Raw genomic sequence first — 20,705 nt, 5'->3', positions numbered from 1 at the left:
TCCGCAAGTTGTAGTTGCGGACGCAAGCCTGCGCTCGTTCAGCTTTCGATTCTAGGTGGGGTTAAATTCGCGCTTACCTTCGACAGAAAGCGCACGACCGCGTCATTGTCGAGCAATTTCGCGATGTAGCCCTTCGCGAGCACGAGGTTGAGCACGTCCTGCCCATACGACTGCTCGATCAGTTTGAACTGACCATGTACGTTGCCCATCTCGCGCTCCATGCGCGCCATCTGATCGGCCGTTACGCCGGCCATCTTCTTCGGTTTCGCCTCTCCTACAAGCATCTCCGGCGGCGTCGCCGCGAGCAACGCCTGGCAATACGCTACCGTAATATTGTTTGCCGCGAGCATCAGCTCCACGGCCTCAATCTGCCGCGTTGGCTTCATCTTACGTAGCACGGCACCGAGGTTTGCTGAGAACTGCTGGTCCTTCAGCAGTTCGGCGGCCTCCTGGCAAAGCCCGTCAAGCAGATGCATTTTCTTGATGATGTGGCTGATGTCAACGCTCAGGGCCCGGGCCAGCCGCTCGGGCGTTACACCCCGATCGACCGCACGCCGGATCATGAAGTGCTCCTGGATCGTGGACAGGCGGTTGATCCGATTGTTGTAGGTATAGCTCTCGTCATCGATTGCGACGAAACACGGCGCATCGACGAATTCGAGTTGCCGGAGCGCGAGCATCCGGATATGCCCATCGAGCAAGACATGCTGGCCTGTTTTCGGGTCCGGCTTGCTGATGGTGAGTGGCTCGATCAGGCCAACCTCCTCGATCGACGACAGAATCGTTTTGAATTTTTTCGACTCGAGAACGCCATCAGGCGTTTTGCGCGATGGCAAGATCCGGTCGAGCATGACGACGACGGGCTCGGGAATAAATCCAAGGGGCGGCTGGCTCATACGACGTGACTCCCCTCCCAGACCCGCTCGGCCAAATATTTCGGCAGCGTCTCCAGACCTTCTGCACGCAGAAGATTGGTGAAATTTTCATCTTCAAGTAACTGCCGCAAGGCTTCAACGATGAATAGCAGCCGCTGTTGAGTCATCTCAGCCTTCCGAATCATCAGTCGCTGACGCTCGACCTCGTTCTGGTAGTTTCGCACCAAGCTCGATGGCGTCACCTCGGTCTTTTTGCGCGAGGCGCCCCGCGCGAGCGACCGGCCTTGCGTCCGCCGCCGCTCAATAACGCGCCGCGCCTGAATCAACTGACTGCCGCGCAATGTTCCCGCCTCATAGGCATCTTGCAACGCGGCCTGAATGGCCTTATCGTCGTTGCCGGCACCCGCGATGGTCATCGCGGCATTGAGCGGAATACGCCCACGTTGGACTGCCGCCAACAGACGCTCCTCGCCATTCTTGAGCAGGTATAGGATCCCCTGTATGTATTCAACACTCAGGCCGGTTTTTTCGGCGATAGCCTTCTTGTCGTACCCCAGATCTCGCAGGCGTTCGATGCCGCAAAGTAGTTCAAGCGGCTGATACTGGCGTCGTGCGATGTTCTCCGACAGACTCATGATGAACGCCTGCTCGTCGTCCACATCCTCGACAATCGCCGGAATGTGCGACTCGCCAAGCACCTGGAATGCCTTGAGACGTCCCTCTCCGCAGACCAGCAGGTAGCGCCGCGCCCCACCTGGACCGTTGCGTGGCGCCACTCGGATCGGTTTTTTCAAGCCGACGGCCCGAATGTTCGCGACGATTTCATTGAACACCCTGCTATTGCGCTCGCGCGGATTGAGCACGTCGATCAGGTCGACCGGGATCATCTGGAGGTCGATCGCGGAATGTTCCTTGTTCATGCGGCTCTCCGGAGGCGATAGCGTTCGGCCATGCCATATAGGTAGTCCAGGTTCTCGAAGCGGTAGCTCTCGTACTCGATGCGGTTGTGATCGGCAAGCGATATCCCGGGCTGCCCGAAGTCGAGGCGAGGCAGTAAGTAATAATCCAGTGGGTTCTCATTGGCTTCGTCGAGCCGAACTGCGACCGTGATGTCGGGCAACAGGCTCGCATCGAAGCGCACCTTCCAGCGCCGCCGGCCGTTGTCCAGAACAAGACAGCGCGCAAGCACCATCGACACGGTGAATTCACGGTTTACATCGAGCAGGTCGGTAGCGAGATCCCGCTGGACCGAGCCGCCTAGGTCAAGGATCATGCGCTCGGTCTGACTGATGATTTCCGGATGCAGCCGGCGCAGGAACTGATTGACCTCGAGGAACCGGTAGTCGCGGTCAGGCGTGAATCCGACTGCCTCATAGGCGCGCAACAGGCTGCCAAAACGGTGGATGTATGCTGCCGTCGACGGCATGCCCTCGGCCTCGTCAATAATGAGCCCCGATAAGACGCCGCGCTGCCTGAACAGATTTCGCAGCTTCTCGAGCAATTCTTCGTTGCTATACCTGTGCGATCTCGCCCGGAGGATGCCTTGCGCGGTGTAGAAAATGTGGGGCGGAACGATCGCCTCGAAAGCGCCGTCCTTTCGGATCCACATCTCCGGCTCGTTGACCACGCGGTGCTTTTTGAGCTTGAATGAGATCCGGTTGTAGATGTTGTTGCCGATGTATTTCTCATTGCTGAGCACCTGCCGCACGGTCGCCCTCGTCCACTCTCTCCCGAGATCCGTGGGAACACATCCAGCGTTCAGCCGCGAGGCGATTTCCGATTCGGTGAGCCCGTCGTCGACGAACCATCGGTAGATCTGGTTAACCGTTGCGACCTCCTGCTCGGGCCCCGGCATCAGGATCACGCGATCGGTCTGAAGGCTCTTGTGCTCGCCACGCGCCAGTTCGCTCTTGAACGTGCCGGTCTGGTCGACGAGCACACGCCTCAAGCCGTAGCCGGCCGGACCACCCTGACGATACCCGAGCTCGATCAACCGACACTGCCCTGCGAACACCTTGGCCGACAGTTCCCGGCTGTATTCGCCGGCCATTGCGCGCTTGACGCCTTTGACGATCGTCGAGACCGGCGAGCCATCGTTCTCGAACTGCTCCGCACAGTACGTAACCTGGATGCCTGCACGCCGGCAAATATATTCGTAATAGGCACTCTCGTCGGCATCCTGGAACCGGCCCCATCGGCTGACGTCGTAGACGAGAATCATCTCGAAGTCAGCGTCACCGGACTCAACATCGCGGATCAGGCGCTGCAAAGCCTGTCGTCCATCAATGCTCAGGCCGCTTTTGCCTTCATCGGCGTAGGTCCGGACGATCTGGATGCCGCGACGCTCGGCGTATTCCAGGATCTTATCCGCCTGATTCTCTGTCGAGTATTGCTGGTGCTCGGTGGACATCCGGACATATTCCGCTGCCCGGTAGATAACCGACGGCTGGGAAGCTTCATCGGGGGAATTTTCCTGCCACATGGTGACCGGTCGCCTGATCGAGTGGGGTTACGGTTCCCGGACATCCCGCCGGGGGCCGGCGTGACAGGCGATCCAGCCCCGTCACGGTCTCCGGGAAACGGTAAGTGGCGAGCTTTTTTGTGTCGATCACGTCCTCTCTTTGCACGCGTCCATCTTGCGCGGACATGTCTCGCACACGGGCGTGATCTCGACCAGCCAAGAATCCGTCGAAACTCCTGTTGGCGGGGAAACTGGCGTGAGCCGGTACACGCCGGACGGCGCGATGCACGCGTCCATCTTTGCAATGCTGGCGGACGCCGCGTGCGGCTGGCTCTGTTGCCGGGCGCGGCCGCTGGTCGCATAGTCCGAATGGTCACGCCGGTACTGACGCCAGTAATCCGGGTTGCGGCTCAACCACGCGCGCTGCGCATCACGCTGGTTATCGCGGTAGTCGGAGTCGGTGCGGAGTTTCTCGCGCTGCCACTGGCGCTTGCGGGCGCGCTGGCAAGCGGACGACGAGCAGTAGACCTGTTCGGGCGTCTGCGGACGCGGCTCGAACACATCGCCACAGCAGACGCAAAGCTTGTGTGCCATCGAGATTCCCCCGAGCGGAACGCAATCGGGGGGAATTGTCTACGGTGATGGCTTACTTGCGGAGATGAAGCCCGGTGTAGCAACCGGGCCATTGCAACTCAACCAGCCGCATCAACCCCGGTTAGTGGAAAGCGCCTCGGCTGCCCACAGTCAACTCCCAGCCGCAAAAAATCGACGCTTCGGTCAGGTATTGAACTCTGATCGACCGGGGCCGTCTCTGCACGAGGCTTTCTCTTGCCTAGAGTTGCCGCCCTTGCGCTCGCCTCCTCGAAAGCCTCGATGTCCACGTGGCGATAGAGCACCTTACCGACCAATTTCAAATATCTCGGTCCGATCCCATCGCTGCGCCAGCGCTCGAGAGTGGCTTCGGCGACACCCCAACGGGCTGCGAGTTGCTTTTGATTAAAGTGAACGACTTCCATGTTGGACCTCCTTCGAACGGGTTGGCGGGAGTCCATGAAGGCGCAGTTTCGTCCGCAAGCCAAGTCCGGAATTATGCACGTCGGTTCGATTCCCCCCTTCGGAATCGAACTGGCTCCCGATGCGGATCTAAAGCACCGTTGCCAGCGCGTTGGTCCAGACGATGGCACATTTCGTGACTCGTGGATTTGGCGCGTCAACCCCACTTTTCGAGACAGTTCGCAGCACTTGGCAACTTGCCGGAAGTTCGGTTTGGTGCGCGTCGCCCGGCAGTTCATGATAGGGTGCGACCCCTCCACCATTTTCCTGCCTAGCGTCACCCGTCTTTACCCAGAAAACCCCGCCCAGCTTGGCTTCGCGGGGTTTTTTATTGCAAACTACGCCCAACGTTGTCCGGTAGAAACAACCCCAAACCGGGGGTTTTTCTGGGGGCTCTCCAGCCCTCCATCAATCGACAACCCCCAAACCCCATTCATCCTCAGCCAGCAAAGGAACGCGCATGGCACTGACTGATATGGCGATCCGCCGCGCCAAGCCCATGGAAAAAACAGCAGAAGCTATTCGACAGCGGCGGACTGTTCCTGCTTGTCACCCCAGCAGGGCGAAAGCGATGGGTCTTGAAATATCGATTCGGCGGCAGAGAGAAGAGCTTGGCGTTTGGCACCTATCCGGAAGTTTCGCTGGTAGAAGCGCGCAAAAAGCGGGATGCCGTACGCGAAAAACTGGCGGCGAACATTGATCCAGGCGAAGCCAAGAAAGCCGAGAAGCGCACCCAGCGTCTCAACGCGGAACACTGGTTCGAAGCCATCGCGCGCGAGTGGCACGCGAAATACGCGCCCACATGGTCGGACAGTCACGGAGACCGTATCTTGCGCCGCCTAGAGGTGGACGCCTTCCCGTGGATCGGCGGCAAGCCAATGGCGAACCTGACGCCGCCTGACGTACTCGACATCCTGCGCCCCACCGAATACCCCGAAGCCCTTGTTCCGCAAGGGCTTTTTTTTGCCGCGATAGTCTCGCGCCGCGCTTTCGTCGATCGTCGGCGCGAGCGGCGCATTCCGCGCGTGCCGCCCTTCGTCCGCATCCGGCCTCTTCGCCAGATCCGATCGACCGCGTCGCGGCCGATTCGCGTCGGCAATGCGCGGCATGCGCCAGCGCAACACAGCGGGTAATACACGATGGCCTGTGTTTTTGATCGTGGCAGGCTAGCTTGCCGGTCGCAAAGCCGAAGCCGATTTCATCGGAACGGCGCCGTGACAGCTTGCCGCTCAATTCCCCTGGAACCAACCATGCGGATTCCCGAACTCGCGCTCTTCCTGCGTGCATGGCTGCGCAATCCCCGTCAGGTCGGCGCGCTCGCGCCGTCCGGTCCCGCGCTCGCCATGCTGATGACCGCCCAGATTCCCGGCGACAGCGCGCGCGTGATCGAACTCGGCGCGGGCACGGGCGTCTTCACGCGTGAGTTGCTGTCGCGCGGCGTCGCCGCCGAGCGGCTCGTGCTCGTCGAAGCCGATCCGGCGTTCGCCGCGACGCTGCGTCGCCGCTTTCCCGACCTGCGGGTCATGAACATGGATGCGGCCGAACTCGGCATCACGCGCGGCCTGTTCGGCGACGCGCGTGCGAGCGCCGTCGTCAGCGGCCTGCCGCTCGTCGCGATGCCCGTCGAGCAGGCGGTTGCGATCGTGCATGGCGCATTCGCGATGCACCTCGGCCCGGGCGGCGCGTTCTATCAGTTCACCTATCTGCCTCGCTGCCCGATTCCCGCAAGCCGGCTCGCGGCGATCGGCATTCGCGCGGAGCGCATCGGCATAGCATGGGCGAACGTGCCGCCCGCGGCCGTCTACCGGCTGCAGCGCTGTGCGGACTTCTGGGGTTCCCCGTCGCCGATCGGCCATGCGTGGCCGGGCGCGCGGCCGCCCTCGACGGCCGCTTGACGTCATGCCGGCGGCGAGCCGGCGCCGTCGCTTACGGCGTTCGCGTTCGCCTGTCCTCGCTTCGTTCGTCAGCGGGCGATCTCATGCGTCGTGCCACGCATGCCCGCCGGATGCGCTGCGCGGCCGGCGTGCATCCGCCGCGCATCTCGCGCGGCCACCTCGGTCGGCGCCGCGCAAGAGCGCCGTCAATTCATCGGGCACTTCAGGTTGCAGCCGTTCGGATCGCCTATGTCGCCCTTCCTGCGCAGATCCGATTTCTTGCCGCTCTGATATTTTTTCGACGGCGCCGACGCGGCGAACTGCATCTGCGGATGCTCGTTCAGCCGGAACTGGTCATTCAGGATGCCGCCCGGCACGCCGGGCGAGTTCTGCGCGAACGCGACCGTCGCGGCCACGGCGAGCGCGCCCGCGGCGGCGGACGCGACGGCGAGATGGGTCAGGAGCTTCATCGGTGTGTCGGGCGCCGGTCGGCGCTTTGGCTCATACGAAAGTAAGCGGCAAGCGTAACGCAAATGCGCGCGCCTTGCAGCGCCGCTCGCATACCCGCTTCGTTACCGTCCGTGACCGCTCGCGCGCGCGCCGTCGGCGGTGCCCGCGAGGCCCGCCGCCACGTCGACGAGCGTGCCGCACGCGCCCGGATCATAGCCGTCGAGCCGCGCGACGGCGGCGTGGTAGCCGTCGTCTCGCAGCAGCGAAAGCGCGCCCGCGAGCGGCGCATCGCCGAGCCGCGAGCGCTCGCACGCGAAGTAATAGTCCTCGTCGACGATCGGTATGAAATCGAGGCCGAAATGGCGCGCGGCAGGCTCGACGCCGAAGCCGAGATCCGCCATCCCGCTCGCGACGAACGCGGCGATCGCCGAATGCGTCAGCTCCGCCGATGCGTAGCCGTCGATCCGCTCCGGATCGATGCCGATGTCGCGCAGCGCGAGATCGAGCAGCATCCGCGTGCCGGAGCCCGGCTGCCGGTTGACGAAGCGGATGTCGCCGCGCGCGAGGTCGGCGAGGCCCTCGATCCGCTTCGGGTTGCCGCGCGACACGAACAGGCCCTGCTTGCGGCGCGTCAGATGAATCAGCACGTGATCGGCATCGTCGAGCCACGGCCGGTAGATCTGCGCGCAGTGCGCGCGAAACACACCGCGCGGCAGGTGAAACCCCGCCAGATCGCATTCGCCGCCCGCGAGCGCGCGCATTGCCTCGACGCTCTCGCGGTACTTGATGTCGACGGGCGAGCCGGCTTCGACGAGCGCTGACACGAGCGCCGCGACCGCGTAGCCGTGCGACGCATGAATCCGCAGCGCGCCCGCGTGCCGCACGAGCCGCCGGTTCAGCCCGCTCGCGACCTCGGCGGCGAGCGCGCGCAGGTTGCCGTCGAGGCGCTCGCCCGCGAGGCGCTGCGCAGCGACGACCGCCTGCCCGAGTTCGGACAGCGACGAGCCCTTGCCGCGCACGGTCTCGATCAGCGCGCCGCCGACGCACGCCTCGAGCGCGCGCAGAAGCCCCCACGCGTGCCGGTACGACAGCCCTTTCGCCTCGGCCGCCTGCGCGATGCTGCCCGTCGCCGCGACGAGTTCGAGAAGCGGTGCCACATCAGTCAGGCTCGCGGTGCGGCCGCCGTTGTCGCGCACGATCAAATGCGCGTCGCATTCGACTCGAATCATTTATGCAATCCCGTTTCCTATTGCAGCCGTCATTCTATCGATTTATCGTTGACTCATATCAATATCTCAAAGTCTGTTTGCGCTCCATATGAACCCAAAGCGCATATATGACTTCGGAGGAGGCAACCGGATGTCCCCCCATTCCGTCGCGCCCGACGCGCTCGTGCGCGCACACGCGCAACCCGGCAAATCGCTCGTCGCGATCCTGCATGCGATCCAGGACGACGCGGGCTACGTGCCGCCCGCATGTGTCGAGCCGCTCGCGAAGGCGCTCAATCTGTCGCGCGCCGAAGTGCACGGCGTGCTGACCTACTATCACCACTTCCGCACCGCGCCGCCCGCGCGCGTGACGATCCGGCTCTGCCGCGCGGAAGCGTGCCGCAGCATGGGCGGCGAGGCGCTCGTCGCGCACGCGCAGGCGCGCGCCGGCTGCCGCATCGACGGCGAGCACGGCGGCGAAGTCGCGCTCGAATCGGTCTACTGCCTCGGCCTTTGCGCGCAGTCGCCGTCGCTCACGATCAACGACACGCTCCACGCGAAGATGTCGCCCGCGCGCTTCGACGCGCTCTTCGACGCGGCCGTCCGCGCGAAGGAGCCCGCATGAGCACGCGCATCTACGTGCCGCGCGATTCCGCGGCGCTCGCGGTCGGCGCAGACGCGCTCGCCCGCGCGATCGAGGCCGAGGCGGCCGCGCGCGGCACCGCGATCGAGCTCGTGCGCAACGGCTCGCGCGGGCTCCTGTGGCTCGAGCCGCTCGTCGAGATCGGCACGGCCGCGGGCCGCGTCGGCTACGCGAACCTCACGGCGGCCGACGTCCCCGCGCTCTTCGACGCCGGCTGGCTCGACGGCGGCGAACACCCGGCGCGCGTCGGCATCGTCGACGAAATGCCGTACCTGAAGCGCCAGCAGCGGCTCACGTTCGCGCGAATCGGCATCACCGATCCGTTGTCGATCGACGACTACGTCGCGCACGGCGGGCTCGAAGGCCTGAAGAATGCGCTCGCGCTCGACGGCGCCGCCGCCTGCGAGACGCTCGTCGAATCGGGCCTGCGCGGACGCGGCGGCGCCGCATTTCCGGCGGGCGTCAAATGGCGGACCGTGCGCGAAGCCGCGGCCGCGCAGAAATACGTCGTCTGCAACGCGGACGAAGGCGACTCCGGCACGTTCTCCGATCGCCTCATCATGGAAAGCGATCCGTACTGCCTGATCGAAGGGATGATCATCGCGGGCGTCGCGACGGGCGCGACGATCGGCTACATCTACGTGCGCAGCGAATATCCGCACGCGATCGCGGCGTTGGGCGAAGCGATCGCCCGCGCGCGTACCGCCGGCTGGCTCGGCGCGAGCGTGCTCGGCACCACGCACGCGTTCGAGCTGCACGTCGCGAAAGGCGCGGGCGCGTACGTGTGCGGCGAGGAAACGGCGCTCCTCGAATCGCTCGAAGGCAAGCGCGGCGTCGTGCGCGCGAAGCCGCCGCTGCCCGCGCTCGCGGGACTCTTCGGACAACCGACCGTCATCAACAACGTGATCACGCTCGCGACCGCGCCGATCATCTTCGCGCGCGGCGCGGCGTTCTACCGCGACTACGGGATGGGCCGCTCGCGCGGCACGCTGCCGTTCCAGCTCGCGGGCAACGTGAAGCGCGGCGGGCTCGTCGAGCTCGCGTTCGGCGTCACGCTGCGCGAGCTGCTGTTCGACTTCGGCGGCGGCACCGCGAGCGGGCGCCCGGCGCGCGCCGCGCAGGTCGGCGGCCCGCTCGGCACCTACCTGCCCGACAGTCAATGGGACATCCCGCTCGACTACGAGGCGTATGCGGCCGTCGGCGCCGTCGTCGGACATGGCGGCATCGTGCTGCACGACGACACGTCGAACCTCGCCGCGCTCGCCGAATACGCGATGCACTTCTGCGCGCTCGAATCGTGCGGCAAGTGCACGCCGTGCCGGATCGGCTCGACGCGCGGCGTCGAGACGATCGCGAAGATCCGCGCGGGCGACACGTCGGAAAAGCAGGTGCGCCTGCTGCGCGAGCTCTGCGACACGATGACGGCGGGCTCGCTCTGCGCGATGGGCGGCATGACGCCGTACCCGGTGCTGTCCGCGCTCGATCACTTCCCCGAAGATTTCGGCCTCGCCGCGCGCGCGAAAAACGCTGCGCCGGCCGCGGCCTGACAGCAGGAGTCCCAATGACCTCTTCCGCTTTCGATTCGCCCCGGCAAGGCTGCGGCTCCGGTCAGTGCGCGTGCAAGAGCGCGGCGCAGGCGCGCCGCGCCGATCCGTTCGACGACACCGACTACGGCACGCCGGCGCGCCGCGCCGATACCGACGTCACGCTCGACATCGACGGCCGCACGGTGACGGTGCCGGCCGGCACGTCGGTGATGCGCGCGGCGATCGAGGCCGGCATCAACGTGCCGAAGCTCTGCGCGACCGATTCGCTCGAGCCGTTCGGCTCGTGCCGCCTGTGCCTCGTCGAGATCGAGGGCCGGCGCGGCTATCCGGCGTCGTGCACGACGCCCGTCGAAGCCGGCATGAAGGTGCGCACGCAAAGCGATCGCCTGCAGGACCTGCGCCGCAACGTGATGGAGCTCTACATCTCCGATCACCCGCTCGACTGCCTGACGTGCGCGGCGAACGGCGACTGCGAGCTGCAGGACATGGCGGGCGCAGTCGGGCTGCGCGAGGTGCGCTACGGCTTCGACGGCAAGAACCATCTGCGCGACGCGAAGGACGAGTCGAATCCGTACTTCAGCTACGACCCGTCGAAGTGCATCGTCTGCAACCGCTGCGTGCGCGCATGCGAGGAGACGCAAGGCACGTTCGCGCTGACGATCGCCGCGCGCGGCTTCGAATCGCGCGTCGCGGCGAGCGCGGGCGACGCGTTCATGGATTCGGAGTGCGTATCGTGCGGCGCGTGCGTCGCCGCGTGCCCCACCGCGACGCTCGTCGAGAAGAGCGTCGCGCTGCTCGGTCAGCCCGAGCACGCGGTCGTCACGACCTGCGCGTATTGCGGCGTCGGCTGCTCGCTGAAGGCGGAGATGAAGGGCGACCAGGTCGTGCGGATGACGCCGCACAAGAACGGCCAGGCGAACGAAGGCCATGCGTGCGTGAAAGGCCGCTTCGCATGGGGCTACGCGACGCACAAGGACCGCATCACGAAACCGATGATCCGCGAGAAGATCACCGATGCGTGGCGCGAAGTGAGCTGGGACGAAGCGATCGGCCATGCGGCCGCGCAGTTCCGCCGCATCCAGGACAAGCACGGCCGCGATTCGATCGGCGGCATCACGTCGTCGCGCTGCACGAACGAAGAAACCTATCTCGTGCAGAAGCTCGTGCGCGCGGCGTTCGGCAACAACAACGTCGACACCTGCGCGCGTGTGTGCCACTCGCCGACGGGCTACGGGCTCAAAGTCACGCTCGGCGAATCGGCGGGCACGCAGACGTTCGCGTCAGTCGGCTCGGCCGACGTGATCGTCGTGATCGGCGCGAATCCGACCGACGGCCATCCGGTGTTCGGCTCGCGGCTCAAGCGCCGCGTGCGCGAGGGCGCGAAGCTGATCGTCATCGATCCGCGCAGGATCGATCTCGTCGACGGCCCGCACGTGAAGGCCGTCCATCATCTGCAACTGCGCCCCGGCACGAACGTCGCACTCGTCAACGCGCTCGCGCACGTGATCGTCACCGAAGGGCTCGTCGACGAGGCGTTTGTCGCCGAACGCTGCGAGCCGCACGCGTTCGACGTGTGGCGCGCGTTCGCCGCGCGGCCCGAGCATTCGCCCGAGGCGACGGCCTGCATCACGGGCGTGCCGGCCGACGCCGTGCGCGCCGCCGCGCGCCTGTATGCGACGGGCGGGCGCGCCGCGATCTTCTACGGGCTCGGCGTGACCGAGCATGCGCAGGGCTCGACGATGGTGATGGGCATCGCGAATCTCGCGATGGCGACGGGCAACCTCGGCATCGAGGGCGCGGGCGTGAACCCGCTGCGCGGACAGAACAACGTGCAGGGCTCGTGCGACATGGGCTCGTTCCCGCACGAACTGCCCGGCTACCGGCACATCGGCGACGCCGCGGTGCGTGCGCTCTTCGACGAGGCCTGGTCGACGACGCTGCAGCCGGAACCCGGCCTGCGCATCCCGAACATGTTCGACGCGGCGCTCGACGGCAGCTTCAAGGGCCTCTACTGCCAGGGCGAGGACATCGTCCAGTCGGACCCGAACACGCAGCACGTCGCGGCCGCGCTGTCGTCGCTCGAATGCCTCGTCGTGCAAGACATCTTCCTGAACGAAACCGCGAAGTACGCGCACGTGTTCCTGCCGGGCGCGACCTTCCTCGAGAAGGACGGCACGTTCACGAACGCCGAGCGCCGGATCTCGCGCGTGCGCCGCGCGATGAAGCCGCTTTCCGGCTATGCGGACTGGGAGGTGACGCTGATGCTGTCGCGCGCGCTCGGCTACGAGATGCGCTACGCGCATCCGTCCGAGATCATGGACGAGATCGCGCGCCTCACGCCGACGTTCGCAGGCGTGTCGTACGCGCTGCTCGACGAGCTCGGCAGCGTGCAGTGGCCCTGCAACGACGCGGCGCCCGAAGGCACGCCGACGATGCACGTCGATCACTTCGTGCGCGGCAAGGGCAAGTTCATGATCACGCAGTACATCGCGTCGCCGGAGAAGGTCACGCCGCGCTACCCGCTCATCCTGACGACGGGCCGGATTCTGTCGCAGTACAACGTCGGCGCGCAGACGCGCCGCACGGAGAACGTGCGCTGGCACGACGAGGACCGGCTCGAGATCCATCCGCACGATGCGAACGATCGCGGAATCAGGTCGGGCGACTGGGTCGGCGTCGAATCGCGCGCGGGGCAGACGGTGCTGCGCGCGCTCGTGACCGAGCGGATGCAGCCGGGCGTCGTCTACACGACGTTCCACTTCCCCGAATCCGGCGCGAACGTGATCACCACCGATAGCTCGGACTGGGCGACCAACTGCCCGGAATACAAGGTGACGGCGGTGCAGGTCGCGCCCGTCGCGCAGCCGTCCGAGTGGCAGCGCGCGTACACGCGCTTTCGCGCGGAGCAGCTCGCGCTGCTCGAGCGGCGCACGACGGCGAGCGCGCCGGCGACGTCGAGCGCAACGGCGACGGCAACGGGCAAGTGAGGTCGACATGGAAAGCCGACACCTGATCGACATGGCCAACCAGATCGGCGCGTTCTTCGCGTCGATGCCCGATCACGACGAGGCGGTCGCGGGCGTCGCCGATCACATCCGGCGCTTCTGGGAGCCGCGGATGCGGCGCGCGCTCCTCGCGGCGCTCGACGATCCGAACGACGAGGCCGCGACAAGCGTCGCGCCGATCGTTCGCGAGGCGATCGACAGGCACCGCGCATCGCTCGAACCGGCGCCCGCGCCCGAAACGCCGCGCGCCGCATAGGCGGCCGCAGGCGCGCGTCGCGACGCGCGCGACGCCGCCGTGCCGCGCGAACGACGCGCGCTCGCTGCTCGCAGCATCGCGTGCGGACAGACGCCGCATCGCGCGGATCGGCGCTGACGCTTCGCGCACGCCGCCCCCATCGCCGCGTTCGCGTTGACGCCGCATCGCGACGACGCAACGCTCGCCCGCTTCAAAGACGCGACAACCGCAAGGCAAGACGGCGAGACGGCGGCGCCGCTCGTCGCGCGACCGCGCGCCTGGCGCTTGCGTCGAGCACGCCGTCGCCCTCAAGTCTCGAGCCGCATCCCCGAAAACCACGTCTCGCAATGGTGCAGCAACGCGCTCGCATCGGTCGCCGGGCGACCGCGCGCGGCGACATAGCCGTCCGGCCGCAGCAGATAGAACGCCGGCCGCGCGCCCCCGTACGCATCGCTCAGCAGCGGCGCGCCCTCGCCTTGCGCGTCCGTCAGGCGCCAGCAGCGCACCGCGCCCGGCATGATCCGCTCGAGCGCGCCGGCAAGCGTGCGGCCGTCCTCGCCGGGGTCCGACGGCAGCGTGTCGTCGACGGCCGAGCGCGGCTCGAGCACGAGCAGCGTGAAATGCGCGGGATCGTGCAGATCGAAGAGGCGCGCGACGCCGGGCGCCTTGCCGAGCGGCCCGTCGAGCACTTGCACGAGCGCATCCGGCGCGCGTTCCCCGGCGCGCGGCCCGCCGTCGAGCACGCGCTCGAGCGTGAGCGGGCTCTTCCGGTACTGGATCGCAAGCTCGCTGACCGTGCGGCGCGCCGCATCCCGCAGCGGCCCGAACGACGCGAGAATCGGCACGACGTGCTCGCGCAGCAGCCTGAGCGGCCCGCGCCCCGCCTCGACGACCTGCGTCGCGAAGCTCGTCTGCCGCAGCACGTCGCGCTCGATCGGATGGCGCTCGTCGTGATACGTGTCGAGCAGCCGCTCGGGCGCGTTGCCGGCCAGCACCCGCGCAAGCTTCCAGCCGAGATTGAACGCCTCCTGGATGCCCGTGTTCATCCCCTGCGCGCCCGCCGGGCTGTGCACGTGCGCCGCGTCGCCCGCGAAGAACACGCGCCCGCGGCGCAGTTGCGCGACCATCCGGCTGTGCAGATGAAAATACGACGACCACGCGAGATCGCCGATCTTCAGCTCGGGCATCACGCGCGCGCGCACGATCTCGCGACACAGTTCGAGCGACGGCCCGTGCTCGTCGTCGAGCGCGCCGTTGCGCGGCGGTCGATCCGCGACGAGCCGGTAGCGCCCGTTTCCCATCGGAAACAATCCGGCGATGCCGTCGCCCGTCGTGAACAAATGAATCTCGTCGTCCGGCCAGTCGGCGTCGACATCGAGATCGGCGAGCATGAACGTCTGCTCGAACGCATGCCCGACGAATTCGACGTCGAGCAGATGCCGAACGGTGCTGTGCGCGCCGTCGGCGGCCACGACGTACGACGGCTGCAGGCTCTCCTCGCGGCCGTCGCCGTGGCGCAGGCGGACATCGAGCGCGCCGTCCGGATCGGTGCAGTGCGTGAGCGTCACGCCGCGCTCGACTTCGACGCCGAACGTCGCGAGATGCTCGGCCAAGAGCCGCTCGGTGACGGTCTGGTCGAGAAACAGCAGGTACGGATAGCGCGTTTGCAACGGATCGAAATCGAGCTCGGCGATACGCTGCCCGCCCGAGTACAGGATCGCGACACGCGCGCGATGCCCGAGCTCGACGAACCGTTCGACGACGCGCTGCTGCTCGAGGAGCTCGAGCGTTCTGGCCTGGATGCCGATCGCGCGTGAAAAGCGCGCGGGCTGCGCCGCCTTGTCGACGATCCGCACCGGCACGCGGGCGCGGGCGAGGCAGAGCGCGGCGGCAAGCCCGGTCGGCCCGGCGCCGACGATCAGGACGGGAGGAGTGGCGAGCGGAACGACTGCCATAAAGACCTCGTCGATACGCAACATCCGCAGTCTACGCCCGCCGCCTCGCCGCATCCATAGCGCGGCGCGCCCCCGAATCGGCGGGCGCCGTCCGAGGTGTGGGAAAATGCGAGGTTTCCCGTTTGTCTCGCGTCATGGAATCCGCTTTCGACCGCGCATTCGCCGCACACCGCGCAGGCCGGCTCGACGTCGCCGAACACGGCTATCGGGCGGCGCTCGCGGCCAACCCCGCCGACGCCGATGCGCTGCACCTGTTCGGCGTGCTGCGCCATCAGCAGGGCCGGCACGAAGAAGCGGCCGATCTCGTCGGCCGCGCGGTCGAGTTGCGTCCGGACGACGCCGCGCTGCAACTGAACCTCGGCAATGCGTTCAAGGCGCTCGGTCGCCTCGACGACGCGATCGAGCGCTTTCGCAACGCGCTCACGCTCGCGCCGACGTTCCCGCTCGCGCACTACAACCTCGGCAACGCGTATGCGGCGCAGGAGCGTCACGATGACGCGGTCGACGCGTTCGAGCGCGCGCTCGCGCTCACGCCCGGCGACGCATCGATCCACAACAACCTCGGCAACGCGCTCAACGCGCTCGGCCGGCACGACGACGCGCTCGCGGCGTTTCGCCGCGCGCTCGAGTTGCGTCCCGGCCACGCGGGCGCGCACAACAACCTCGGGATGGCGCTCGCCGCGCTCGGAAACACCGACGAAGCGATCTCGCATTTTCGCGCGGCGCTCGCCGCCGAGCCGCGCTTCGTCGCCGCGCATTTCAATCTCGGCAACGCGCTCGATGCGATCGGCCGGCATGCGCAGGCGCTGCCCGCGTTCGAATCCGCGCTCGCGCTGCAGCCGCGCTTTCCGCTCGCGCTGTTCGGGCTCGCGAACGCGCTCGCGGCGCTCGGCCGCCATCGCGACGCGCTGCCGCATTACGAGCGCGCGGTCGGACTCGATCCGTCGTTCGTGCTCGCGTGGCTCAATCTCGGCACCGCGCACCACGCGCTCGGCGCGCACGAGATGGCGCTGCGCGCATTCGACCAGGCGCTGCGGCTCGATCCCGCGCATGCGCTCGCGCAAATGCATCGCGCGGTCACGCTGCTCACGCTGCGCGACTTCGCGCGCGGCCTGCCCGCGTATGAAGCGCGGCATGCGCTGCCGGGCGCGGCGCCCCTCGGGCCGCTGCCGCGCTGGCAAGGCGAGCCGATCGAAGGCCGCACGCTGCTCGTGCGCGCCGAACAGGGTTTCGGCGACACGCTGCAGTTCGTGCGGCTCGTTCCGCTCGCGCGCGAGCGCTGCGCGCGGCTGATCCTGCAGGTCCAGCCGGCGCTGCTGCCGCTCGTCGAGACAATGGCCGCGCGCTGGCGCGTGAGCGTCGTGCCGACCGATACGGCGCGCATGCCCGTGGCCGATCTCGTCTGTCCGCTCCTCAGCCTGCCGTTCGCGCTCGGCCTCGAATACGACGCGATCCCGTCCCGCACGCCGTATCTCGACGTGCCGGATGCCGCGCGCCGCCGCTTCCGCGGCTCGCTCGGCGGACACGCGAAGCGCAAGCTCGGGCTCGCGTGGTCCGGCAGCGCTCAGGTGCAGGAAAACCGCGCGGTACCGCTCGACACGCTCGCGCCGCTCTTCGCGCTCGCCGGCGTCGACTGGATCGTGCTGCAGCCGGCGCTGTCGGACGCCGAGCGCGCGGCGCTCGACGTGCATCCGCATGCGGCGCGCATCCACCGCCTCGATGGCTTGACCGATTTCGCGGCGACGGCTGCACTCGTCGATCGGCTCGACGGCGTCGTGTCGATCGACACCGCGCTCGCGCACCTGGCGGGCGCGCTCGGCAAGCCGCTGTGGCTGATGCTGCCCGTCGCCGCCGACTGGCGCTGGAGCACGGGCGACGATAGTCCGTGGTATCCGCATGCGCGGCTCGTCCGGCAATCGCAGCCGGGACGCTGGGACGATGTGGTCGCGACGGTCGCGGCCGAGATCGCGCGCGGGTGACGGCTCGCGCGCATTCGTGCGGGACCGCCTTCGGCCGTTCGAGCGTCGTATCCGCGAATCGTCGCTCGTGCAGGGCGCGCCGCGCCGTTATGGGTGGAATTCGCGCCCTTCTCGCCTTCTCGCCTTCTCGCCTTCTCGCCTTCTCGCCTTTGAGCCTTTGAGCCTTCGTGCCTTCGTGCCTTCGTGCCTTCGTGCCTTCGTGCCTTCGTGCCTTCGTGCCTTCGTGCCTTCGTGCCTTCGTGCCGCAATATTGTCGATGCCGCGCCCGCATACCGCCACGGCTCGCGACAACGATCCTCGCCGCCGCCACGCTCCGCCGCCGCAAATCGCTTCGCCCAAACAAAAAAACGGAGCGCTAGGCGCTCCGTTTTCCGCTTCGTCCATCGCGGCCCGCTCGCGCCGGGCCGCACGTTCGCTCAAGCCGTCTTGTACTGATTGCGCGCTTCCGGCGACCGGTACAGCACGAGCGTCGCGATCAGCCCGCAGATCGCCGCGAGGCCTAGCCAGAGGCCCGGCGCCGCCTTGTTGCCGGTCTCGTGGATCAGCAGCGTCGAGATCGCCGGCGTGAAGCCGCCGATCGTCGTCGCGAGGCTATACGCGAGCGAGAAGCCCGCGGTGCGCACGTCGGCCGGCATCACTTCGGTCAGCGCGACGACCATCGCGCCGTTGTACGAACCGTACAGGAACGACAGCCACAGTTCGGCCGTCAGCAGCCGCAGGAACGACGGCGAACCGACGAGCCACTGCATCACCGGATACGCGGTGAGGATCGTGAGCGCGGTGAACGCGATCAGCACCGGACGACGGCCGATCCGGTCGGACAGCGCGCCCGACAGCGGCAGCCAGACGAGGTTCGACAGCCCGACGCAAACGGTCACGACAAGCGCGTCGATCGCCGACAGATGCAGCACTTCCTTGCCGAACGTCGGCGTATACGCGGTGATCATGTAGAACGACACCGTCGTCATGATGACCATCCCCATGCCCGCGAGCACGACGCCCCAGTTCTCGAGCATCGACTTCATGATCTCGCCCATGCTCGGGCGGCGGCGCTTCGCGAGAAACTCGTCGGTCTCCTTCAGCGAACGGCGGATCAGGAACAGGAACGGCACGATCAGGCAGCCGATCAGGAACGGGATGCGCCAGCCCCACGCCGTCATCTGCTCGACGGGCAGCGCGCGGTTCAGCAGCACGCCGACGAACGCGGCGAACACGACGGCCACCTGCTGGCTGCCGGACTGCCACGACGTGTAGAAGCCCTTGTTGCCCTTCGTCGCGATCTCGGACAGGTACACCGACACGCCGCCCAGCTCGACGCCCGCCGAAAAGCCCTGCAACAGCCGCCCGAGCAGCACGAGAATCGGCGCGAGCACGCCGATCGTCGCGTAGCCCGGAATCGTCGCGACGGTCAGCGTGCCGAGCGCCATCAGCGCGAGCGTCAGGATGAGGCCCTTGCGGCGGCCGTGATGGTCGATGTAGGCACCGAGCACGATCGCGCCGACGGGGCGCATCAGAAAGCCCGCGCCGAACACCGACAGCGACAGCATCAGCGACGCGAACGCGTTGCCGTTCGGGAAGTAGGTCTTGGCGATCGCTGACGCGTAGTAGCCGTAGACCATGAAGTCGTACATCTCCAAGAAGTTGCCGCTGACGACGCGGAACACGGTCCTGGCCTTGGATTCCTGCTGTATTGCGGGGGACGCTGTAGACATGTCTCTCTCGATAAGGCTGCGCCGCGGCCGATCGAGCGGCGCGCGGCGCGTATCACATCGTGTTTCTTGCCCCGGCGCGCCGGGGGCGGTGCAGATCGATGATGCGCTGCACGGCGCCTGCCATCTTACTGCGAACGGCGGCGGGATGCGTCGATGCGTCACTTGCGAAGTCGTTCGAAAGGACTTTGAAAACTGACGAATACTCCGGGATTTCCCGCGATTATCGTGTGAGCGATGCGGCGTCGCGCCGCGAGAATCACGCGGCCGCACCGCCGCTCTCCGACACTCCGACACTCCGACGCTTCGACGCTCCGGATGCCGAACGAACGACGGGCCGCACCCGCGTGCGGCCCGTCATGTCGTCTCGCGCCGAGGATGTCGCGCGCCGATCGGCTACAGCCGCGTCTCGCGCGCCGCGCGCAGGAACGTGTCGAGAAGCGGCGTGCAGTCGAGCAGCTCCGGGCCGCCCGCGCGATGAAACTCCGGGTGCCACTGAACGCCGACGACGAACGGCGCGCGGCGATAACGAATTCCCTCGATGATCCCGTCTTCCGCCGACACCGCCTCGATGTTCAGATCGCGGCCGATATCGCGAATCGCCTGATGGTGGATCGAGTTGACGATCGCCTCGCGGCGGCCGGGGAACATGTTCGCGAGCGTCGAGCCGTCCGGGAAGCGGATCGCGTGCCGGTGCTGGTCGTAGTGCTCGCTCACGTGCGCGCCCGCCGTCGGCACGTCGGTCGCGATGTCCTGATAGAGCGAGCCGCCGAACGCGACGTTGATCAGCTGGCAGCCGCGGCACACGCCGAGCACCGGCTTGCCCGACTCGATGAACTCGTGCAGCAGCTCGAGCTCGTACATGTCGCGCACGCGGTCGCCGGGCCACTCGGAATACGCGTCGGAAGCCGCGTACGTCTGCGGCGACACGTCGGCGCCGCCTTGCAGCAGCAGCCCGTCGAGATGCTTCGCGTAGTCGCGCAGCCGGATGTTGCTCGGGTGCAGCATCCCCTGATGGCCGACGGTCGGAATCATAAACACGAGCACGTCGCGCGACATCACCCAGTGCGCGATCGATTCCTCCAGATATTGCAGCGTCTTGCCGCGCAGCCCCGGCGCGCCCGGCTCCGGATGGAAGATCCGCGCCGACACGCCGATGCGCAGCGTGCGTTGCGTGATCCGCTGGCCGGCGCGGTCGAACAGCCGGCGCGCCCGCGCGGCGATGATCCGGCCGAACACCGACCACGGCGTATCGCTCTGTTTCAGGTACGCGGGCGGCGCAGGCGGCGCGGCGCTCGCGGGCGGCGGGCGCGACGCCTCGAAATCGGGCGGCGCGCCGAAGCCGGGCGGCGGCGAGCCTGCCCTCGCGGCGGAAGCCGCGCCGGCGGCCGTCGCGCCCGGCGGCGCGGCGGCGGATGAACCGGCCGATGAACCGGCCGACGCGGCGGCTGGGCGCGCGCCCGGGCCGCCCGGGCCGACGCCGGGCGCACCGGGCTCGGCAATCGTATCGGTCGGCGCCGAGCCGGGGTCGCCGACGTCCTGCGCGGCCGCGATCTGCGCGGCGAACGCGCCGACGTGAACGGTCGCGCCCACGGACGGATTGTCGGAAACGGAAGACGATGCCGCGCCGGCGTGGCCGGAAGACGTCGCAACGGAAGAAGAGGCAGAACCGGACTGCTCGGCTCTTGCGGACGTGTTTTCGCTCATGACG

Annotated in this window: 18 protein-coding genes; 8 read left to right on the top strand and 10 right to left on the bottom strand. The window is 67.2% G+C overall.

The features are described 5' to 3' along the window. Positions 1-38 precede the first annotated feature (38 nt). The 5 genes from WS91_RS24705 to WS91_RS38035 form a co-directional block, all read right to left on the bottom strand. On the bottom strand, positions 39-896 hold the full coding sequence (locus WS91_RS24705; protein WP_059671208.1) for a plasmid partitioning protein RepB C-terminal domain-containing protein: 858 nt from the start codon (positions 894-896) through the stop codon (positions 39-41). Then, complete coding sequence (locus WS91_RS24700) at positions 893-1,795, bottom strand: plasmid partitioning protein RepB C-terminal domain-containing protein (RefSeq protein ID WP_059671207.1); 903 nt, start codon at positions 1,793-1,795, stop codon at positions 893-895. Before WS91_RS24700 ends, WS91_RS24705 begins: the two co-directional genes overlap by 4 nt. Further along, complete coding sequence (locus WS91_RS24695) at positions 1,792-3,357, bottom strand: recombinase family protein (protein WP_269435339.1); 1,566 nt, start codon at positions 3,355-3,357, stop codon at positions 1,792-1,794. Before WS91_RS24695 ends, WS91_RS24700 begins: the two co-directional genes overlap by 4 nt. 126 nt (positions 3,358-3,483) lie before the next feature. After that, the gene (locus WS91_RS24690) at positions 3,484-3,930 is read right to left on the bottom strand and encodes a hypothetical protein (RefSeq protein ID WP_059671206.1); all 447 of its coding nucleotides are present in this window, start codon (positions 3,928-3,930) and stop codon (positions 3,484-3,486) included. 98 nt (positions 3,931-4,028) lie between these two features. Next, positions 4,029-4,352 carry a helix-turn-helix transcriptional regulator gene (locus tag WS91_RS38035; RefSeq protein ID WP_331458337.1) on the bottom strand — a complete coding sequence of 108 codons (324 nt, stop codon included), beginning with the start codon at positions 4,350-4,352 and terminating at the stop codon, positions 4,029-4,031. A gap of 34 nt (positions 4,353-4,386) precedes the next feature. On the opposite strand from WS91_RS38035, the gene WS91_RS36300 reads away from it, so the two are divergent. The 3 genes from WS91_RS36300 (at position 4,387) to WS91_RS24675 (ending at position 6,284) form a co-directional block, all read left to right on the top strand. After that, the gene (locus WS91_RS36300) at positions 4,387-4,863 is read left to right on the top strand and encodes a hypothetical protein (RefSeq protein WP_156432478.1); all 477 of its coding nucleotides are present in this window, start codon (positions 4,387-4,389) and stop codon (positions 4,861-4,863) included. After that, positions 4,860-5,522 (top strand): tyrosine-type recombinase/integrase, encoded by a 663-nt coding sequence (locus WS91_RS38030; protein WP_394335876.1) that lies wholly within the window; start codon positions 4,860-4,862, stop codon positions 5,520-5,522. Before WS91_RS36300 ends, WS91_RS38030 begins: the two co-directional genes overlap by 4 nt. 117 nt (positions 5,523-5,639) lie before the next feature. Beyond that, positions 5,640-6,284 carry a class I SAM-dependent methyltransferase gene (locus tag WS91_RS24675; RefSeq protein WP_038745617.1) on the top strand — a complete coding sequence of 215 codons (645 nt, stop codon included), beginning with the start codon at positions 5,640-5,642 and terminating at the stop codon, positions 6,282-6,284. Between the two features lie 185 nt (positions 6,285-6,469). On the opposite strand, the gene WS91_RS24670 is transcribed toward WS91_RS24675, so the two are convergent. Then, positions 6,470-6,733 (bottom strand): hypothetical protein, encoded by a 264-nt coding sequence (locus WS91_RS24670; protein ID WP_038745619.1) that lies wholly within the window; start codon positions 6,731-6,733, stop codon positions 6,470-6,472. Between the two features lie 102 nt (positions 6,734-6,835). Beyond that, complete coding sequence (locus WS91_RS24665) at positions 6,836-7,942, bottom strand: substrate-binding domain-containing protein (protein WP_059584535.1); 1,107 nt, start codon at positions 7,940-7,942, stop codon at positions 6,836-6,838. A 130-nt stretch (positions 7,943-8,072) separates the two neighbouring features. On the opposite strand from WS91_RS24665, the gene WS91_RS24660 reads away from it, so the two are divergent. The 4 genes from WS91_RS24660 to WS91_RS24645 are packed head-to-tail and all read left to right on the top strand — an operon-like array spanning position 8,073 to position 13,372. After that, complete coding sequence (locus WS91_RS24660) at positions 8,073-8,546, top strand: NAD(P)H-dependent oxidoreductase subunit E (RefSeq protein WP_038745622.1); 474 nt, start codon at positions 8,073-8,075, stop codon at positions 8,544-8,546. Beyond that, a complete protein-coding gene (locus tag WS91_RS24655; protein WP_059671204.1) occupies positions 8,543-10,111 on the top strand; it encodes a formate dehydrogenase beta subunit in 1,569 nt (522 codons plus the stop codon). Before WS91_RS24660 ends, WS91_RS24655 begins: the two co-directional genes overlap by 4 nt. A 14-nt stretch (positions 10,112-10,125) precedes the next feature. Further along, the gene (gene fdhF / locus WS91_RS24650; RefSeq protein ID WP_038745626.1) at positions 10,126-13,098 is read left to right on the top strand and encodes a formate dehydrogenase subunit alpha; all 2,973 of its coding nucleotides are present in this window, start codon (positions 10,126-10,128) and stop codon (positions 13,096-13,098) included. A gap of 7 nt (positions 13,099-13,105) precedes the next feature. Beyond that, complete coding sequence (locus WS91_RS24645; RefSeq protein ID WP_038745628.1) at positions 13,106-13,372, top strand: formate dehydrogenase subunit delta; 267 nt, start codon at positions 13,106-13,108, stop codon at positions 13,370-13,372. A 287-nt stretch (positions 13,373-13,659) separates the two neighbouring features. On the opposite strand, the gene WS91_RS24640 is transcribed toward WS91_RS24645, so the two are convergent. Next, positions 13,660-15,306 carry an FAD-dependent monooxygenase gene (locus WS91_RS24640; protein WP_059584528.1) on the bottom strand — a complete coding sequence of 549 codons (1,647 nt, stop codon included), beginning with the start codon at positions 15,304-15,306 and terminating at the stop codon, positions 13,660-13,662. 134 nt (positions 15,307-15,440) lie between these two features. Between WS91_RS24640 and WS91_RS24635 the strand changes: the two genes are divergently transcribed. Next, positions 15,441-17,285 (top strand): tetratricopeptide repeat protein, encoded by a 1,845-nt coding sequence (locus WS91_RS24635; protein WP_059671203.1) that lies wholly within the window; start codon positions 15,441-15,443, stop codon positions 17,283-17,285. Between the two features lie 416 nt (positions 17,286-17,701). On the opposite strand, the gene WS91_RS24630 is transcribed toward WS91_RS24635, so the two are convergent. Beyond that, positions 17,702-18,997, bottom strand: a complete 1,296-nt coding sequence (locus WS91_RS24630; RefSeq protein WP_038745634.1) for an MFS transporter — start codon at positions 18,995-18,997, stop codon at positions 17,702-17,704. Between the two features lie 393 nt (positions 18,998-19,390). Beyond that, positions 19,391-20,701, bottom strand: coding sequence for a gamma-glutamyl-gamma-aminobutyrate hydrolase family protein (locus WS91_RS24625; protein ID WP_038745636.1), 1,311 nt, complete (start codon positions 20,699-20,701; stop codon positions 19,391-19,393). Between the last annotated feature and the right edge of the window lie 4 nt (positions 20,702-20,705).

Source organism: Burkholderia sp. MSMB1498 (assembly GCF_001526245.1).
Classification (GTDB): Bacteria; Pseudomonadota; Gammaproteobacteria; order Burkholderiales; family Burkholderiaceae; genus Burkholderia; species Burkholderia savannae.
This window is presented reverse-complemented; position numbering and strand designations above follow the sequence as displayed.

Excerpts from the sequence above, each read along its gene's own strand:
- WS91_RS24695 (WP_269435339.1), bottom strand. The coding sequence starts at position 3,357 with ATGTGGCAGGAAAATTCCCCCGATGAAGCTTCCCAGCCGTCGGTTATC.
- WS91_RS24655 (WP_059671204.1), top strand. The coding sequence starts at position 8,543 with ATGAGCACGCGCATCTACGTGCCGCGCGATTCCGCGGCGCTCGCGGTC.
- WS91_RS24700 (WP_059671207.1), bottom strand. The coding sequence starts at position 1,795 with ATGAACAAGGAACATTCCGCGATCGACCTCCAGATGATCCCGGTCGAC.
- WS91_RS24640 (WP_059584528.1), bottom strand. The coding sequence starts at position 15,306 with ATGGCAGTCGTTCCGCTCGCCACTCCTCCCGTCCTGATCGTCGGCGCC.
- fdhF (WP_038745626.1), top strand. The coding sequence starts at position 10,126 with ATGACCTCTTCCGCTTTCGATTCGCCCCGGCAAGGCTGCGGCTCCGGT.
- WS91_RS24660 (WP_038745622.1), top strand. The coding sequence starts at position 8,073 with ATGTCCCCCCATTCCGTCGCGCCCGACGCGCTCGTGCGCGCACACGCG.
- WS91_RS36300 (WP_156432478.1), top strand. The coding sequence starts at position 4,387 with ATGAAGGCGCAGTTTCGTCCGCAAGCCAAGTCCGGAATTATGCACGTC.
- WS91_RS24645 (WP_038745628.1), top strand. The coding sequence starts at position 13,106 with ATGGAAAGCCGACACCTGATCGACATGGCCAACCAGATCGGCGCGTTC.
- WS91_RS24630 (WP_038745634.1), bottom strand. The coding sequence starts at position 18,997 with ATGTCTACAGCGTCCCCCGCAATACAGCAGGAATCCAAGGCCAGGACC.
- WS91_RS24665 (WP_059584535.1), bottom strand. The coding sequence starts at position 7,942 with ATGATTCGAGTCGAATGCGACGCGCATTTGATCGTGCGCGACAACGGC.
- WS91_RS24675 (WP_038745617.1), top strand. The coding sequence starts at position 5,640 with ATGCGGATTCCCGAACTCGCGCTCTTCCTGCGTGCATGGCTGCGCAAT.
- WS91_RS38035 (WP_331458337.1), bottom strand. The coding sequence starts at position 4,352 with ATGGAAGTCGTTCACTTTAATCAAAAGCAACTCGCAGCCCGTTGGGGT.
- WS91_RS24705 (WP_059671208.1), bottom strand. The coding sequence starts at position 896 with ATGAGCCAGCCGCCCCTTGGATTTATTCCCGAGCCCGTCGTCGTCATG.
- WS91_RS24625 (WP_038745636.1), bottom strand. The coding sequence starts at position 20,701 with ATGAGCGAAAACACGTCCGCAAGAGCCGAGCAGTCCGGTTCTGCCTCT.
- WS91_RS24690 (WP_059671206.1), bottom strand. The coding sequence starts at position 3,930 with ATGGCACACAAGCTTTGCGTCTGCTGTGGCGATGTGTTCGAGCCGCGT.
- WS91_RS24635 (WP_059671203.1), top strand. The coding sequence starts at position 15,441 with ATGGAATCCGCTTTCGACCGCGCATTCGCCGCACACCGCGCAGGCCGG.
- WS91_RS24670 (WP_038745619.1), bottom strand. The coding sequence starts at position 6,733 with ATGAAGCTCCTGACCCATCTCGCCGTCGCGTCCGCCGCCGCGGGCGCG.